This window comes from Streptomyces sp. NPDC041129, from assembly GCF_055592265.1.
On the sequence record NZ_JBVIYV010000005.1, the window covers coordinates 354,481 to 370,761 of the forward strand.

Sequence of the window (16,281 nt, forward strand, 5' to 3'; positions counted from 1 at the left end):
GTACGAGTTCTCGTACCGCCGCTGGCATGCTCACCGGGTTACCAAGCGTCCTCGATATATGCCCATCAGGTCGGGGACTTTGCCCGTCACCTGGTGCGGCTGGCCCGTAATCGACGGGTCGACGTCGCGTGGGTGCCTGGTGTTCATGCGGGGTCCGTGGGGCCATGTGCGTAGTAGTAGGGGATCCTCACGGATGTCCTGTGGTCTCGCGGGCCTGAACCCTTTGTACTGCACCCCCGGAGCAAGCGGAACCCCTGCCCGCACATCTTTACTTTCAGGTTCAAACGGCGTGAATCGGTCAGGCTTGGATCGGTCGGGAGGCGGCGATGCTCCGGCGCCGGCTCGCGTACCAGACGAGGCCGGCGGTAGCGGCCGCCGCCCCTATGGCCGCCGCCGCGACGAGGGCCGGGCGGGGCGGTACGGAGAACCCGGGCAGCCGCTGCTTGAGCCGGACCGGCCGGGCGAACTCCATGACCGGCCACCCGCGTGCGACCGCCTCGCGGCGCAGCGCGCGGTCCGGGTTCACGGCGTGCGGGTGCCCGACCGCCTCGAGCATCGGCAGGTCGGTCGCCGAATCGCTGTATGCGTAGCAGCGGTCCAGGTCGTATCCCTCGGACGCGGCCAGCTCCCTGACGGCCTCGGCCTTGGTCGGGCCGTACGCGTAGTACTCCACCTCCCCGGTGAAGCAGCCGTCGTCGCCCACCACCATGCGCGTGGCCACCACGCGGTCGGCGCCCAGCAGCTCCCCGATCGGCTCGACCACCTCGGCGCCCGAGGTGGACACGATCACCACGTCGCGGCCGGCCGTGTGGTGCTCCTCGATGAGCGAGGCGGCCTCGTCGTAGATGATCGGGTCGATCAGGGCGTGCAGGGTCTCGGCGACGATCTCCTTCACCTGCTGGACGTTCCAGCCTCGGCACATCGCGGACAGGTACTGGCGCATCCGCTCCATCTGATCGTGGTCGAGACCGCCGGCCAGGAAGACGAACTGGGCGTATGCGGTACGCAGCGCGGCCCTGCGGTTGATCAGCCCACCCTGGTAGAAGGACTTGCTGAAGGTGAGTGTGCTCGACTTCGCAATGACCGTCTTGTCCAGGTCAAAGAAGGCTGCTGCGCGGGGCAAGGAGTGGTTTTCCACGCCCCTGAGCATAGGTGCCCACCATTCGGCGTAAGGTGGGGCGCGTGGGTTTGCCTGAGAAGGCTCTCGGGTACACCATGGAAGTCACGGATCGTTCGCGACCGTGCTAACCCGGTCCGACTCCTCCCCCCCCGAGTCGGCCGTGGGGACGACCCCCGCTCTCCCCCCCGGCGGGGGTCGTCGCATGTCCGGATGCGTTTTCTCCCCTTTTCAACATGTCTCCCGAGCGGTCGCGTGCGACGTCGACCGGACTTCAGCGTGCCCGTAATCCGTCACGGTAAGTAATCGACGTGCTGCTGTGCGGAAGCACGAAGAGGCCGGTCCGGAGGTCACCGGTGTGGGTGACGGCGATATTCACAACGCCTGAGTTGTCCACGGTTTTCGACCAAGATCCACACGATTTCCCGGATCGCTGCACCGTGATTCCCACGCGCTCCGAGGGCGGCGAGTTCATGGCCGGTTCCCATTGCCGGAGTGCCTGTGGCCGGTTTCTGTCGCCCTGCAAAGAGCGTCGCTTGCCGGTTCTTCACCACTTTGGGAATCGCGGGGCCTCGGAGGTCACGCGGAAGACATGGGAAGGGGGAGCACACGTGACCGGAACCGTCGCCCACGACCCGTCACCGGCCACCGGAGGCCTGCCGGGACGGCCGCTCATCGTCACGGAGGACGCGGATCTCCTGGACGATCTGCTGCGCCTGTGCGCGGCCGCGGGCGCCACGCCCGAGGTGCACCACGGTGTACCCGATCACGGCGGCGGCTGGGAAGCGGCCCCGCTCGTCCTGGTGGGCGACGACGCGGCCCGCCGTCTGCGCGGAGCGGCACGCCGGCGCGGGGTGGTGCTGGTCGGCCGTGACCAGGACGACTCCGGGGTGTGGAGAAGGGCCGTACAGATCGGCGCCGACCACGTCCTGATGCTGCCCGACGGGGAGCAGTGGCTCGTCGACCGCATCGCCGACGTCGCCGAGGGCGTCGGCCGCCCGGCCCTGACCGTCGGGGTCGTCGGCGGTCGTGGCGGGGCCGGTGCGTCCACACTGGCCTGCGCCCTCGCCGTCACCTCCGCCCGCGAGGGGCTGCGTACCCTCCTCGTCGACGCCGATCCCCTCGGCGGCGGACTCGACGTGCTCCTAGGCGGGGAGACCGCCGAGGGACTGCGCTGGCCCGCCTTCGCCGCCTCCCGCGGCCGGGTCGGCGGCGGCGCGCTGGAGGAGTCACTGCCCCAGTTGCACTCGCTGCGGGTGCTCAGCTGGGACCGCGGCGACTGCGTGGCCGTCCCGGCCCAGGCCGTCCGCGCGGTGCTCGCCGCCGCCCGGCGGCGCGGCGGCACGGTCGTCGTCGACCTACCGCGCCGCCTGGACGACGGGGTCGCCGAAGCCCTCGCCCAGCTCGACCTGGCGCTGCTCGTCGTCCCGGCCGAACTGCGGGCGGTCGCGGCCGCCGGCCGGGTCGCCTCGGCGCTCGGCATGGTCGTACGGGACCTGCGCGTGGCGGTGCGCGGGCCGTACGCGCCCGGCCTCGACGACCGCGAGGTCGCCCGGCTGCTCGGCCTGCCCCTGGCCGGCGAGGTCCCCGTCGAACCGGCCCTGCAGCGTGCGCACGGCACCGCCAAGCCGCCCGCCGCGACCGGCCGCGGCCCGCTGGCCCGCTTCTGCGCCACCTTCTGGGAACAGGCGCTGGTCGAGGCGGGAGGCCCCCGATGACACTGCCCGGACTCGACCGGGCCGACGTCACGGCCCTCCTGGACGGCGTCCGCCGCCGGCTCGCCGAGAGCGGCGCCGAACCGACCCCGGCACGCGTCGCCCAGGCGCTTCGCGCACAGGGCCGGGTCCTCGGTGACGCCGAGGTGCTCGGCGCGGCCGAGCATCTGCGGTCGGAACTCGTCGGAACCGGCCCGCTGGAGCCGCTGCTCGCCGATCCGAGCGTCACCGACGTCCTGGTGTCCGCCCCCGACCGGGTGTGGGTGGACCGCGGCGGCGGCCTGGAGCTGACCCCGGTGGCCTTCCCGGACGCGACCGCCGTACGGCGTCTCGCGCAGCGGCTGGCCGCCGTGGCCGGACGCCGGCTGGACGACGCCCGGCCCTGGGCCGATGCCCGGCTGCCCGACGGGACCCGGCTGCACGCGGTGCTGCCCCCGGTGGCCGTCGGCTGCACCTGCCTGTCCCTGCGCGTCGTGCGGCCCCGGGCGTTCACGCTCGGGGAACTGGTCGAGGCGGGCACCGTGCCCCCCGGCGGGGACCGGATTCTGCGGGCGCTGCTCGCGGCCCGGCTGTCCTTCCTCGTCAGCGGAGGCACCGGCAGCGGCAAGACGACACTGCTGAGCGCGCTGCTCGGCCTGGTCGAACCCGGTGAACGGATCGTGCTCGCCGAGGACTCGTCGGAGCTGAGACCGGACCACCCGCACGTCGTACGGCTGGAGACCCGGCCGGCCAACCAGGAGGGTGCCGGCCTCGTGACCCTGGAGGACCTCGTCCGGCAGGCACTGCGGATGCGGCCCGACCGTCTGGTCATCGGCGAGGTGCGGGGCCCCGAGGTGGTGCATCTGCTGGCCGCGCTCAACACCGGCCACGAAGGCTGCGGGACCGTGCACGCCAACGCCGCCGCCGACGTGCCCGCACGCCTGGAGGCGCTCGGTACGGCGGCGGGACTCGACCGGGCGGCCTTGCACAGCCAGTTGGCGGCAGCGCTGTCGGTGGTGCTGCACCTCGTACGGGACCGGTCCGGGCGGCGCCGGATCGCCGAGGTGCACGTGCTGGAGCGGGGCGACTCGGGGCTGGTGCGGACGGTGCCGGCGCTGCGGTGGGGCGTGCGGGCCTTCAGCCGGGAGCGGGGCTGGGAACGGCTGCGGGAGCTGCTCAGCGGGGGATCCGGGAGCGAGCCGGGACGAGAGGAGCGAGGGAAGTGAGCACTGAGGCGTCGATGGGCGCGGCGGCGGCCTGTGTCGGGGTGGCTGCCTGGCTGCTGGGCGGACGGCATCACGGGGTGCGGCGCGCCAGGCTGCTGCTGGCCGGGGGTGCGGGGGAGGCGGCCGGGCCGCCCTCCTGGGAGCGGACCCTCGGTGAACTGCGTCAGTTACAGGGCCGATTGCGGGCCGAATGGTGGTCGCTCGCGGTCGGGCTGCTGCTCGCACTGCTGGGAGCCTCGGTGATTCCGGTCGTCGCGGGGGCTGCCGGGGTGCCGGTGCTGCGCAGGATGCGGCTGGCCCGGCAGACCGGGCGGGCCAGGGAGCGGCGCGCGGACGCGGTGATCGGCCTGTGCGGGGCGCTGGCCGGGGAGGTGCGCGCGGGGCGGCAGCCTGCTGAGGCACTGCTGCGGGCCGCCCGGGACTCAGGCGGGCTCGGTGAGGCGCAGGACGGCGTGGTCGCGGCCGCGCGGTTCGGCGGCGATGTGCCGGGCGCGCTGGCCGTCGCGGCCCGGCAGCCGGGCGCCGAGGGGCTGCTGGGTCTCGCCGCCTGCTGGCGGGTGGCCGTGGATCAGGGCGCGGGGCTCGCGGACGGCCTCGACCGGCTGGACGGGGCCCTGCGCGCCGAACGGGACCAACGGGCGGATCTACGGGCCCAGCTGTCCGGGGCCCGGGCGACGGCGCTGCTGCTCGCCGCGCTGCCCGCCCTGGGGCTGCTGCTCGGCTCGGCCATGGGCGCCGACCCACTGCGGGTGCTGCTGCACAGCGGGGCCGGGCTCGGATGTCTGGTGGCAGGAGCGGTGTTCGAGGGCGCCGGGGTGTGGTGGGCGGGACGGATCGTGCGGGGAGCTGAGGCGGTATGAGCGGTGAAGTCGTCCACAGGCTGGGGACAGTCGTGGTCGTTCTGCTGAGTGCGGGCTGGGCGGCCCGGTGGCTGGTCATGGCCCGGCGGCGGCGCCGGGCGCGGCGCAGGGTGGCCGAACTGCTGGCCCTGGTGAAGGCCGAGTCCGGCCGGTCCTTCGAGGTGGGGGACACGGTGCGGCGGTGGCTGCCGGTCGCGGGGGCGGCGTGCGGGGCGTGGGTGCTGGCCGGCGGCGCGGTCGGCGCGGTCGTGGCGCTCGCCGTCGGCGCGGGGCTGTGGCGGTGGCGGCTCCGGCGGGCGGCGGCGGGCCCGGCGGAGGAGGTCGACAGAGCGCTCGCGGCCCGCCAGCTTCCCCTCGCAGCGGATCTGCTGGCCGCCTGCATCGCGGCCGGGGCCGGCCCGGTGATCGCCGCCCAGGCGGTGGGGGAGGCCCTCGGCGGGCCCGTCGGGGACGCACTGGACCGGGGCGCGGCCGAGGTGCGGCTCGGTGGTGAACCGCGCGACGCGTGGCGCCGGTTGGCCGTCCTGCCCGGCGCCGGGGCGCTGGCCCGGCTGCTGGAACGGGCCGACGAGTCGGGTCTGCCCGCCGCAGGTCCCGTGGCCCGGCTCGCCTCCGACGCGCGCGCGGAGTGGGCCAGAGCGGCTACGGCGCGGGCGCGCCGGGCGGGCGTGCTGGTCTCCGCGCCGGTCGGGCTGTGCTTCCTGCCCGCCTTCATCGCGATCGGTGTGCTGCCCGTGGTGATCGGGCTGGCGGGCGGAGTGATGGGAGGGGGTGGCGGCTGACGGCAACGGCGGCGGAAGTGGCCGCGGGCGGCACGGTGCCCGTGACGGCGCGAGACGCGGAAGGCGTGGTCTCGGAAACGGACGAGAAAGCTGGGACGAAGGGAGTTCGAGGTGCGGAAGAAAGCCGTAAAGCTGTGGGTTTCGGTGCGGGATCGATGGCGCGCGGACGGGGGGATGGTGACCTCGGAGTACGCGATGGGGATCGTGGCCGCGGTCGGATTCGCGTTGCTGCTCTACGAGGTCGTCACCAGCGGCCAGGTCAAGGCCGAGCTGCAGGCCATCGTGAAACGGGCCCTCAGTGCGCGGATGTGAGCGGGGGTCGGACCGCGGGTTCGTGACCGCGGAGTCGGCCGTGGTGCTGTCGGTGCTGGTGGCGTTCACCATGGCGCTGGTCTGGGGGCTGCTCGTGGTGGCGGCCCAGATCCAGTGCGTGGACGCCGCCCGCACCGGCGCCCGGGCCGCCGCCCGGCAGGACCCGGCCGACGCGGTGGTGGAGGTGACCCGGCAGGCGGCACCGCGCGGGGCGCGGGTCACGGTCGGCCGCTCGGGTGGCCAGGTGCGGGTGACGGTGGTGGCCAGACCGCCGGTGCTGTCCGGACTGCCGTTCGAGGTACGGGAGGAGGCGGTGGCAGCGGCGGAGGAGACCGTCGGTACGGGCACTGACGCCCCCGCTGGCAGTGGCCCTGGTGCCGACAAGGGGATCGCGGCTGGAGGCGGCGTGGGCGCGGGTGCCGGTACCCGCGCCGGCGTTGGAGCCGGTCTGGGCACGGGCACGGGCGCGGTGGCGGGGCCCGTGGGGGAGCCGGGGTCATGAGGCGCCGGCGAGTCGAACTCGGCGGCGATGCCCGCGGCTCGGATCGGGGCTCCGCCACCGTCTGGAGCGTCGGGGTGATCACCGTGCTGTGTGTGGTGTTCGGCGCCGTGCTCGCCCTCGGGCAGGCGGTCGTGGTCAGACACCGCGCGGCCGGCGGCGCGGATCTGGCGGCGCTCGCCGCCGCGGACCACTGGGCCGAGGGCACTGCCGGCGCCTGCGCCCGGGCGGAACGGGTGGCGGCGGCCCAGGGCGTCCGGCTGGTGCGGTGCGTGATCGCGGGCGAGACCTCCGACGTCACCGCGGCCGCGGGGCGCGGGCCGTTCGCGGCGGAGGTCAGGGCCAGAGCAGGGCCGCCCGGGCCCCTGCCTCCGGCGCCGGGGACAGCCGCTCCGAGGCCGCCTGCCTGATCCGGAAGGCATCTCAGCGCGCCGGCCCCTCAGTCCCGCGCCGCTGAGTCCTCCCGGGGCTTCTCCTCGGGAGCTTCCCTCAGCAGCACCGTGAGGAGCCGTACCGCCCCCCTCTTGTGCAGCGGGTCGTTGCCGTTGCCGCACTTGGGGGACTGGATGCAGGAGGGGCAGCCCGCCTCGCACTCGCAGGAGGCGATGGCCTCCCGGGTCGCGGCGAGCCAGGCGCGGGCGGTGTGGAAGGCGCGCTCCGCGAAGCCCGCGCCACCCGGATGGCCGTCGTAGACGAACACCGTCGGCAGGAGGGTGTCCGGGTGCAGCGGAACCGACACCCCGCCGATGTCCCAGCGGTCGCAGGTGGCGAACAGGGGGAGCATCCCGATCGAGGCGTGCTCGGCGGCGTGCAGGGAGCCGCCGAGGATCTCCGGGGTGATCCGGGCCTCGTCCAGTTGGTCCTCGGTGACCGTCCACCACACCGCGCGTGTGCGCAGCGTACGAGGAGGGAGGTCGAGCTTCGTCTCACCGAGCACTTCACCCGTGATGAGCCGTCGGCGCAGGAAGGAGACCACCTGGTTGGTGACCTCGACCGAGCCGTAGCAGAGCCGGCCGGAGCCCCAGGGGATCTCGACGTCCGTCTCCAGGACGGCGATCGACGTGGTGTCCCGGGCGACCGTCGAGTACGGCGGGTCGGCCTGCTCGACCAGTGCGACGGATTCCTCCAGGTCCAGCGAGCGCACCAGGTAGGTGCGGCCCTGGTGCAGGTGCACCGCTCCCTCGTGCACCGCGGAGTGCGCGGCGCCCGCGTCGACCGTGCCGAGCAGACGGCCCGTGTCCGCCTCCACGACCTGCACCGGCCGCCCGCCCGCGCCGCGGATGTCGGTCAGGTCGGCGGCCCGCTCCCGGCGTGTCCAGTGCCAGGCCCGGGTGCGGCGGCGCAGCAGCTTCGCGGCCTCCAGCTGGGGCAGCAGCTCCGCGCAGGCGGGCCCGAAGAGGTCGAGGTCGTCCTCGGTCAGCGGGATCTCCGCCGCGGCGGCGCACAGGTGCGGGGCGAGCACGTACGGGTTGTCGGGGTCGAGGACGGTCGATTCCACCGGTTGGTCGAACAGGGCCTCGGGATGATGGACGAGGAAGGTGTCCAGGGGGTCGTCGCGGGCCACCAGCACCGCCAGGGCGCCCTGTCCGGAGCGGCCCGCGCGGCCCGCCTGCTGCCACAGGGAGGCGCGCGTGCCGGGGTATCCGGCGATCAGGACCGCGTCCAGGCCCGAGACGTCCACGCCCAGCTCCAGGGCCGTCGTGGCGGCGAGTCCGAGGAGCTCGCCGGAGTGCAGGGCACGTTCCAGGGCACGGCGCTCCTCGGGGAGGTAGCCGCCCCGGTAGGCCGCGACACGCCGGGCGAGGGAACGGTCGACCTCGGCCAGGCGCTCCTTGGTGATCACCGAGATCAGTTCGGCGCCGCGCCGGGAACGCACGAAGGCGACCGAGCGCACGCCCTGCACGGTGAGATCGGTCAGCAGGTCGGCGGTCTCGGCGGTGGCGGTACGCCGAACGGGTGCACCCTTCTCGCCGTGCAGTTCGGTGAGCGGGGGCTCCCACAGGGCGAAGACCAGCTCGCCGCGCGGGGAGGCGTCGTCGGCGACCTCCACCACCGGCAGCCCGGTGAGCCGGCCGGCGGCCACGGCGGGCTCGGCGGCGGTCGCGGAGGCCAGCAGGAACACGGGCGAGGAGCCGTAGCGCGCGCACAGGCGGCGCAGCCGGCGCAGTACCTGGGCGACGTGCGAGCCGAACACGCCCCGGTAGGTGTGGCACTCGTCGATGACGACGTACTTGAGCGCCTTCAGGAAGGAGGACCAGCGCGGGTGGGAGGGCAGTATCCCGCGGTGCAGCATGTCGGGATTGGTGAGGACGTAGTTCGCGTACTGGCGGATCCACTCCCGTTCCTCGAACGGGGTGTCGCCGTCGTACACGGCTGGGCGTACGGCACCGGCCAAAGGTTGTGAAAGTTCCTTCACCGAGCGGCACTGGTCCGCCGCGAGCGCCTTGGTGGGCGCCAGGTACAGCGCGGTGGCCCCGCGGCCGTTCGGAGCCTCGGAGCCGTCCAGCAGGGTCGACAGGACCGGCACGAGGTAGGCGAGGGACTTGCCGGAGGCGGTGCCGGTGGCGACCACCACCGAGTCGCCGTCCAGGGCGTGCTCCGCGGCCAGCGCCTGGTGGGCCCACGGGTGCTCGATGCCGCACGCCTGCACCGCGGCGATCACCTCGGAGCGAATCCGGTCAGGCCAGACGGCATGCCGACCCGCACGCGGGGGCAAGTGCTCCGTATGAGTGATGCGCGCGGATCGGCTCGGCCCGGAGGCGAGCCGGTCCAGAACGGTGCCTGGAGACGGGCGGGACGCCGGGTCCGCCATGGGCCGATCGGATCGGTGATTCTTGGCCATCGGCACCGAGTGTGTCACCGGCGTGACGGACAATGGAGCCAAGGCGTCGTGCACGCATGCCGGTAAGTGATTGAATGCCATCGCGGCTGGCGGTGCGCCCCGGGGGCCGCAAGCCGGTGTCCCGAGGGGCGACCGCTCGATAGCAAGGTGCTGGAGGATCCGTGGACCTGTCCCTGTCGACCCGTACCGTCGGCGATCGTACGGTCGTCGAGGTCGGTGGCGAAATCGATGTATACACCGCGCCCAAGCTGCGCGAGCAGTTGGTCGAGCTGGTGAACGACGGGAATTTCCACCTCGTCGTCGACATGGAGGGCGTGGACTTCCTCGACTCCACCGGGCTCGGCGTGCTGGTCGGCGGCCTGAAGCGGGTGCGTGCCCATGAGGGCTCGCTGCGCCTGGTCTGCAACCAGGAGCGCATTCTGAAGATCTTCCGCATCACCGGCCTCACCAAGGTGTTCCCGATCCACACCTCGGTCGAGGAAGCGGTGGCGGCCACCGACTGACCCGGCCGGCCACCTGGTCCGGACCGCTCGCCGGTCCGGACATCGGTCGGCCCAGCCCCGGGCCGGTCGGTCCGGGGCCCAGTAGTACAGCAGGGGGTGCGGGCTCTCGGCGGCCCCGCCCCCGGACCGCACGCCCGTAGCCGCGAGGGGGATGCATGGCCACCGTCGAACTCCGCTTCAGCGCGCTGCCCGAGCACGTCCGGACCGCCCGGCTGGTGGCGGCAGCGGTGGCGCGCAGGGCCGGAGTGGACGAGGCCGTACTCGACGAGGTGCGCCTCGCCGTGGGTGAGGCCTGCTCCCGTGCCGTCGGACTCCATCAGAGCAACGCCATCACGGCACCTGTGAAGGTGGCGCTGATCGAAGACGAGAAACAGTTCTCCATCGAGGTCGGCGACGAGGCCCCGCACGCCGCTCCCGCCGAGCGGGTGGCCGGCGGAGCCGCCGCGGACGCGGACGTGGAGGCCGAGGAGGACGAGATGGGCCTCGCGGTCATCAGCGGTCTCGTTGACGACGTGGAGGTCACCACGGGCCGGGACGGCGGGCTGATCCGCATGAGCTGGCCCACCGCGCCACCGGCCGTCACGCTCGTCTGAAGCCGAGCACCGCGCGTCCCGACACCGCGCACAGCGCACCGAAGGGCCCTGCTGAGCAGGGCCCTTCGTGCTGTCGCCGGCGTGCCCAGGGAAAATCGTGAAAGAATTCACGATCAATACCTGATAATTTGATCAAGCATCAATGTGGCCGTCAATGCCTTTGAGGCATTACCACTTTCGGGTTCGATGGCGGGAACTCGATCATTTGCTGAAGAGCGCGAGAAGGCGAATTCCGTTTACCGTCCCCTGTTTAGATCACTCCGGGGTACCTACAATCCGTCCACATCTTGAGCTCAGCCCAAGCGTCAAGGAGGACGAATGGCGGGGCTTTCTACCCCTCATCAGTTTGGCCACCCCACAACCCTCGCGGCCGCGGTACTCACGGACGACAACCGGATCATCGTGGCGGTGATCGCGGCCGTCGCCCTGGCCGCGCTCGCGGTCGCAGGCGTCCTGGTGCGCCAGGTCCTGGCGGCGGGCGAGGGCACCGACAGCATGAAGCAGATCGCCGAAGCGGTCCAGGAAGGTGCCAAGGCGTATCTGGCCAGGCAGTTGCGCACGCTCGGCGTATTCGCCGTCGTCGTCTTCTTCCTGCTCCTGCTGCTGCCCGCGGACGACTGGAATCAGCGTGCCGGACGATCGGTGTTCTTCCTGATCGGTGCGGTGTTCTCGGCGACCACCGGCTATATCGGCATGTGGCTCGCCGTGCGCGCCAATGTGCGCGTCGCCGCCGCGGCCCGGGAAGCGACTCCGGGCGAAGGCGAACCCGAAAAGGATCTCACCACCGTCTCGCACACCGCGATGAAGATCGCATTTCGCACGGGCGGCGTCGTCGGCATGTTCACGGTGGGGCTCGGCCTGCTGGGCGCCTCCTGCGTGGTGCTGGTGTACGCGGCCGACGCGCCGAAGGTGCTGGAGGGTTTCGGCCTCGGCGCCGCCCTGATCGCCATGTTCATGCGAGTGGGCGGCGGCATCTTCACCAAGGCCGCCGACGTCGGCGCCGACCTGGTCGGCAAGGTCGAGCAGGGCATTCCGGAGGACGATCCGCGCAACGCCGCGACCATCGCCGACAACGTGGGCGACAACGTCGGCGACTGCGCGGGCATGGCGGCCGACCTGTTCGAGTCGTACGCCGTCACCCTGGTGGCCGCGCTGATCCTCGGCAAGGCCGCCTTCGGCGACTCGGGGCTCGCCTTCCCGCTGCTGGTGCCCGCGATCGGTGTGATCACCGCCATGATCGGCATCTTCGCGGTCGCGCCGCGCCGGGCCGACCGCAGTGGCATGACCGCGATCAACCGCGGCTTCTTCATCTCGGCGGTGATCTCCCTCGCGCTGGTCGCGATCGCGGTCTTCGTCTACCTGCCCGCGAAGTACTCCGACCTGAGCGGCGTCACCGACGCGGCGATCCGCACCAAGGACGGTGACCCGCGGATCCTCGCCCTGGTGGCGGTGGCGATCGGCATCCTGCTCGCCGCCGTGATCCAGCAGCTGACCGGCTACTTCACCGAGACCACCCGTCGCCCGGTCAGGGACATCGGCAAGACCTCCCTCACGGGCCCGGCCACCGTCGTCCTCTCCGGCATCTCGGTGGGTCTGGAATCGGCCGTCTACACCGCCCTGCTCATCGGGCTCGGTGTGTACGGCGCGTTCCTGCTCGGCGGCACCTCGATCATGCTCGCGCTGTTCGCGGTGGCCCTGGCCGGCACGGGTCTGCTCACCACGGTCGGCGTGATCGTCGCCATGGACACCTTCGGGCCGGTCTCGGACAACGCGCAGGGCATCGCCGAGATGTCCGGTGACGTCGTGGGCGCGGGCGCCCAGGTGCTCACCAACCTGGACGCGGTCGGCAACACCACCAAGGCCATCACCAAGGGCATCGCCATCGCCACCGCCGTCCTCGCGGCATCGGCGCTCTTCGGCTCGTACCGGGACGCCATCACCACCAACGTGCAGGACGTCGGCGCGAAGCTCACCGGTCCCGGCTCGCTGATGACCCTGTCGATGGACATCTCGCAGCCCAACAACCTCGTCGGCCTCATCGCGGGCGCCGCGGTCGTCTTCCTCTTCTCCGGACTCGCCATCAACGCCGTGTCGCGTTCGGCCGGTTCGGTGGTGTTCGAGGTGCGGCGGCAGTTCCGTGAGAAGCCCGGGATCATGGACTTCACCGAGAAGCCCGAGTACGGCAAGGTCGTCGACATCTGCACCAAGGACGCCCTGCGCGAGCTGGCGACACCCGGTCTGCTCGCCGTCATGGCGCCGATCTTCATCGGCTTCACCCTCGGCGTCGGCCCCCTCGGCTCCTACCTCGCGGGCGCGATCGGCGCGGGCACCCTGATGGCGGTCTTCCTCGCCAACTCCGGCGGTGCCTGGGACAACGCCAAGAAGCTGGTGGAGGACGGCCACTACGGCGGCAAGGGCAGCGAGGCCCACGCCGCCACGGTGATCGGCGACACGGTCGGCGACCCCTTCAAGGACACCGCGGGGCCGGCGATCAACCCGCTGCTGAAGGTCATGAACCTGGTCTCGCTGCTCATCGCACCCGCGGTGATCAAGTTCTCCTACGGCGACGACAAGAACCTCGGCGTGCGGATCGGAGTCGCGGTTCTCGCGCTGCTGGTCATCGTCGTCTCGGTGTACGTCTCCAAGCGGCGCGGGATCGCCGTCGGGGACGACGAGAGCGCCGAGCGGGTATCCAACTCACCGGACACGGCGGTGGTTTCGTAGTCCGCCTCCACCGGACTCGCGCAACGGGCGGGCGGGCGGCACGTGCTGACGTGCCGCCCGCCCGTCGCGTGTGCGGTGCCGCCCCGGCCGTGAGCCTTCTCTCCCATGGTGCAAAGAATCACAAAAGCAGACTTCTGGGGCCTTCGGCATGTGGGGGGTGTCGGTATGCCGTGTAGATTCCGGGGGCCGAGAGCCATGGAAGGGACCGATCCGGTGAACAAGAAGCTCACGGCCGCACTGTCCGGCGGTGCGGTACTGGTAGTGGCGTTGTCGGGATGCAGCGGCAGCGGGGGCAGCGGGCCCGACCCCAAGCTGGTCGCCTGGGCCAAGACGGTGTGCGACGCGGTGCCCGGGCAGGACGCCAAGATCAGGGAGGCGAACGCCTCGATCGCCAAGATAGCCACGGACAGCAACCTGCCGCCCAAGACCGCCAAGAGCACGTACTCGTCGGCCTTCCAGGACATGGCCGACGGCTACAAGGGGCTGGCCGCCGCCATCAACAGCGCCGGAGCGCCTCCCGGGGTCGACGGCGGTGCCAAGCGGCAGAAGGACGCCGCCAAGAACCTCGCCGGCCTCGCCACGGCCTACGGCGACCTGAAGAAGAAGGTCGACGGACTCGACACCAAGGACCAGGGCAAGTTCGCCAAGGGCCTGCACGAGGTCGCCGACCAGACGAAGCAGATCGGCGAGCAGAGCAACAGCGGCACGGAGGCGCTGAAGCGGCTGGAGCAGGGCGATGTGAAGGAGGCGATCGCCAAGCAGCCGAGCTGCAAGGTCGCCGCATCGGGCTCCGCCCCCGCGTCGGCCACGACCGGCTGACCCGGCAGACAGACGGACGCGGGCAGGCGGCCGGCGTCCGTGGGCGGCCGGCCCCGGTGCCCGACAGGCATCGCGGACCGGCGGACACGGCCGGCCCGCCCGCGCGGAGGCGGCCCCGGCCGGCCGCGCCGGGCCACAATGGGAGCGTGACTGACTCCGGCCTCGCCCCCCTGCCCGCCACCGACCGGCCCGACGTCGCCGCAACGCTGCGCGACGCCCTGCTCACCGCCTCCTTCACCGCCGACGGGCTGCTCGATCTGCTCGGCGCCCCCGCCTACGCGGCGCTGGCCCGCAGCGAGACCGTGCCCGCGCTCCGGGCCACCCGCGGCGACACGCCGCTGGAGACGCTCGTACGCCTCTTCCTGCTCCAGCAACCGGTGCCGCGCGCCCGCGTGGCGGCCGTTCTGCCGGTCGCGGAGGCGCTGGAGGGCGGCTGGCTCAGGTCCGTGACCGGCGACGAGGTCGCCGCGACCGTGGACGTACGGCCCTACGGCGGCCCCGCGGGTGAGGACTGGTTCATCGTGTCCGACCTGGGGTGCGCGGTCGGCGGCGCGGGCGGCATCGGCCGGCGGGACGAGGGAGTGGTCCTGGGCGTCGGCGGCGCCTCCACGACCCTGGCCGGCATCACCGTGCGCACCCCCGTCGCCTCCGCGCTCGACCTCGGCACCGGTTCCGGCATCCAGGCACTGCACGCCTCCTCGCACGCCACGCGCGTGACGGCGACCGACGTCAACCCGCGCGCGCTGCACATCACCGCGCTCACCCTCGCGCTCTCCGGAGCGCCCGCCGCCGACCTGCGCGAGGGCTCGCTGTTCGAGCCGGTCCGCGACGACGAGACGTTCGACCTGATCGTGTCCAACCCGCCCTTCGTGATCTCGCCCGGCGCGCGGCTGACGTACCGCGACGGTGGCATGGGCGGGGACGATCTGTGCCGCTCGCTCGTTCAGCAGGCGGGGGAACGGCTCAACGAGGGCGGGTTCGCGCAGTTCCTCGCCAACTGGCAGCACGTCGCGGGGGAGGACTGGCAGGACAGACTCAGGTCGTGGGTGCCGCGCGGGTGCGATGCCTGGATCGTGCAGCGCGAGGTGCAGGACGTCACGCAGTACGCCGAACTGTGGCTCAGGGACGCCGGCGACCACCGCGGTGACCCGGCGGAGTACCAGGCGCGCTACGACGCCTGGCTCGACGAGTTCGAGGCGCGCAAGGTCAAGGCGGTCGGCTTCGGCTGGATCACCCTGCGCAGGACCGGGGCGGCGGAGCCCTCGGTCACCGTGGAGGAGTGGCCGCACTCGATCGAACAGCCGCTCGGGGAGGCGATCCGGGCGCACTTCGACCGCCTCGACTACCTCCGGGACCACGACGACGCCGCCCTGCTCGAAGGCCATTTCAGGCTGACCGCCGAGGTGGTCCAGGAACAGGTCGGGCTGCCCGGCGCCGAGGACCCCGAGCATGTGGTGCTGCGCCAGCACCGCGGTATGCGCCGGGCCACGAAGGTGGACACGATCGGCGCGGGCTTCGCGGGCGTGTGCGACGGCACGCTGAGCGCCGGCCGCATTCTCGACGCGATCGCCCAGCTCGTCGGTGAGGACCCGGTCCTGCTGCGCGACCGCACCCCCTCCCAGATCCGGCTGCTGGTCGAGCAGGGCTTCCTGGAACCGGAGCACCAGCCGGACGCGGGGGCGGCTCAGCAGCCCTGACGGAGCGCGGTCACGTCCACGCGCCCCGCTGCCGTATCCCCGCTCCCCGAGCCGTCGTAGCCGCGTCCGGACCGTCGTCGTATGCCGGTGGCACGGGCCGGAACGTGCCGGTGCCGGTAAAACGGCCGGAAAAATACGGGTGCGGCCCGGCCGGGTCCCGCTCGTGCGCGGGTTCGCAGGCGCCGTGGCCTTCCGTTCACCGCGATGTCGCCGGCCCGTCTCCCGCGCGTGCCACCCTCCCCGCGCTGGGTACGGCGGGCGGCGCGTAAGGGGCGGGCGGGGTCATGGAGAGCGGACCGGCGATCTTCGCGGGAGTGGTGTTCGCCCTGTTCGGGGGCGCCCTGCTGGTGTGGACCGGCACCCGGGTACGGCACCGTGAGCCGGTCGCCCGAGGTGTGAGCCCGGTCGCATCGGCCACCCTCGCCGGTGCCGTCGGAGTGGTCGCGCTGGGCCTCGCCGCGTACTGTCTGACCCGCCTCTGACGTCGGCGGCCGTGGTGCCGCCCCGGTAATAGGAGCGTCACGCTCCGGACAGGGGAGCGGGGGTCGCCGTGGAGTCCGGGCGGCAGGAATGCCGGTAGTCGGGTTACCGTTCGAGTGGCCGTTGTGGGCTT

The 16,281-nt window shown here is 72.6% G+C and carries 14 protein-coding genes and 1 pseudogene; 13 read left to right on the forward strand and 2 right to left on the reverse strand.

The features are described 5' to 3' along the window. Positions 1–298: 298 nt before the first annotated feature. A complete protein-coding gene (locus tag ACZ6B1_RS19555; protein ID WP_468779939.1) occupies positions 299–1,150 on the reverse strand; it encodes an HAD family hydrolase in 852 nt (283 codons plus the stop codon). A gap of 578 nt (positions 1,151–1,728) precedes the next feature. On the opposite strand from ACZ6B1_RS19555, the gene ssd reads away from it, so the two are divergent. The 7 genes and pseudogenes from ssd (at position 1,729) to ACZ6B1_RS19590 (ending at position 6,900) form a co-directional block, all read left to right on the forward strand. Further along, complete coding sequence (ssd, locus tag ACZ6B1_RS19560) at positions 1,729–2,835, forward strand: septum site-determining protein Ssd (RefSeq protein ID WP_468779941.1); 1,107 nt, start codon at positions 1,729–1,731, stop codon at positions 2,833–2,835. Then, positions 2,832–4,037, forward strand: coding sequence for a TadA family conjugal transfer-associated ATPase (locus ACZ6B1_RS19565; RefSeq protein ID WP_468779943.1), 1,206 nt, complete (start codon positions 2,832–2,834; stop codon positions 4,035–4,037). Before ssd ends, ACZ6B1_RS19565 begins: the two co-directional genes overlap by 4 nt. Positions 4,038–4,051: 14 nt before the next feature. Beyond that, entirely contained in the window at positions 4,052–4,897 is an 846-nt protein-coding gene (locus ACZ6B1_RS19570) for a type II secretion system F family protein (protein ID WP_468780143.1), read from the forward strand. Further along, a complete protein-coding gene (locus ACZ6B1_RS19575) occupies positions 4,894–5,679 on the forward strand; it encodes a type II secretion system F family protein (protein WP_468779945.1) in 786 nt (261 codons plus the stop codon). The genes ACZ6B1_RS19570 and ACZ6B1_RS19575 overlap by 4 nt, the downstream gene beginning before the upstream one ends. Before the next feature lie 174 nt (positions 5,680–5,853). Continuing rightward, positions 5,854–5,991 (forward strand): DUF4244 domain-containing protein, encoded by a 138-nt coding sequence (locus tag ACZ6B1_RS19580; protein ID WP_358933122.1) that lies wholly within the window; start codon positions 5,854–5,856, stop codon positions 5,989–5,991. 22 nt (positions 5,992–6,013) lie between these two features. Beyond that, positions 6,014–6,340 (forward strand): annotated as a pseudogene (locus ACZ6B1_RS19585) (TadE family type IV pilus minor pilin); the annotation flags it as partial. Between the two features lie 149 nt (positions 6,341–6,489). Then, entirely contained in the window at positions 6,490–6,900 is a 411-nt protein-coding gene (locus tag ACZ6B1_RS19590) for an Rv3654c family TadE-like protein (protein ID WP_468779947.1), read from the forward strand. A 29-nt stretch (positions 6,901–6,929) separates the two neighbouring features. Here the strand turns inward: ACZ6B1_RS19590 and ACZ6B1_RS19595 are convergent, their stop codons facing one another. Beyond that, complete coding sequence (locus ACZ6B1_RS19595; protein WP_468779949.1) at positions 6,930–9,413, reverse strand: DEAD/DEAH box helicase; 2,484 nt, start codon at positions 9,411–9,413, stop codon at positions 6,930–6,932. An 80-nt stretch (positions 9,414–9,493) separates the two neighbouring features. Between ACZ6B1_RS19595 and bldG the strand changes: the two genes are divergently transcribed. The 6 genes from bldG to ACZ6B1_RS19625 all read left to right on the forward strand — a co-directional run bounded on the left by bldG (position 9,494) and on the right by ACZ6B1_RS19625 (position 16,150). Then, the gene (bldG, locus tag ACZ6B1_RS19600) at positions 9,494–9,835 is read left to right on the forward strand and encodes an anti-sigma factor antagonist BldG (protein ID WP_010986038.1); all 342 of its coding nucleotides are present in this window, start codon (positions 9,494–9,496) and stop codon (positions 9,833–9,835) included. 155 nt (positions 9,836–9,990) lie between these two features. Further along, positions 9,991–10,428, forward strand: a complete 438-nt coding sequence (locus ACZ6B1_RS19605) for an ATP-binding protein (protein ID WP_250401325.1) — start codon at positions 9,991–9,993, stop codon at positions 10,426–10,428. 318 nt (positions 10,429–10,746) lie between these two features. Then, complete coding sequence (locus ACZ6B1_RS19610) at positions 10,747–13,152, forward strand: sodium-translocating pyrophosphatase (protein WP_468779952.1); 2,406 nt, start codon at positions 10,747–10,749, stop codon at positions 13,150–13,152. A 213-nt stretch (positions 13,153–13,365) separates the two neighbouring features. Continuing rightward, positions 13,366–13,971, forward strand: coding sequence for a small secreted protein (locus tag ACZ6B1_RS19615; RefSeq protein ID WP_468779954.1), 606 nt, complete (start codon positions 13,366–13,368; stop codon positions 13,969–13,971). Between the two features lie 146 nt (positions 13,972–14,117). Then, positions 14,118–15,668, forward strand: coding sequence for a DUF7059 domain-containing protein (locus ACZ6B1_RS19620; protein ID WP_468779956.1), 1,551 nt, complete (start codon positions 14,118–14,120; stop codon positions 15,666–15,668). Positions 15,669–15,952: 284 nt separating this feature from the next. Next, the gene (locus ACZ6B1_RS19625; RefSeq protein WP_468779958.1) at positions 15,953–16,150 is read left to right on the forward strand and encodes a hypothetical protein; all 198 of its coding nucleotides are present in this window, start codon (positions 15,953–15,955) and stop codon (positions 16,148–16,150) included. Positions 16,151–16,281: the final 131 nt, after the last annotated feature.

What these genes read in the sequence shown, in the direction of transcription:
- ACZ6B1_RS19555 (WP_468779939.1), bottom strand. Translation starts at nt 1,150, where the DNA reads ATGCTCAGGGGCGTGGAAAACCACTCCTTGCCCCGCGCAGCAGCCTTC.
- ACZ6B1_RS19565 (WP_468779943.1), top strand. Translation starts at nt 2,832, where the DNA reads ATGACACTGCCCGGACTCGACCGGGCCGACGTCACGGCCCTCCTGGAC.
- ACZ6B1_RS19570 (WP_468780143.1), top strand. Translation starts at nt 4,052, where the DNA reads ATGGGCGCGGCGGCGGCCTGTGTCGGGGTGGCTGCCTGGCTGCTGGGC.
- ACZ6B1_RS19575 (WP_468779945.1), top strand. Translation starts at nt 4,894, where the DNA reads ATGAGCGGTGAAGTCGTCCACAGGCTGGGGACAGTCGTGGTCGTTCTG.
- ACZ6B1_RS19580 (WP_358933122.1), top strand. Translation starts at nt 5,854, where the DNA reads ATGGTGACCTCGGAGTACGCGATGGGGATCGTGGCCGCGGTCGGATTC.
- ACZ6B1_RS19590 (WP_468779947.1), top strand. Translation starts at nt 6,490, where the DNA reads ATGAGGCGCCGGCGAGTCGAACTCGGCGGCGATGCCCGCGGCTCGGAT.
- ACZ6B1_RS19595 (WP_468779949.1), bottom strand. Translation starts at nt 9,413, where the DNA reads ATGGCATTCAATCACTTACCGGCATGCGTGCACGACGCCTTGGCTCCA.
- ACZ6B1_RS19605 (WP_250401325.1), top strand. Translation starts at nt 9,991, where the DNA reads ATGGCCACCGTCGAACTCCGCTTCAGCGCGCTGCCCGAGCACGTCCGG.
- ACZ6B1_RS19610 (WP_468779952.1), top strand. Translation starts at nt 10,747, where the DNA reads ATGGCGGGGCTTTCTACCCCTCATCAGTTTGGCCACCCCACAACCCTC.
- ACZ6B1_RS19625 (WP_468779958.1), top strand. Translation starts at nt 15,953, where the DNA reads ATGGAGAGCGGACCGGCGATCTTCGCGGGAGTGGTGTTCGCCCTGTTC.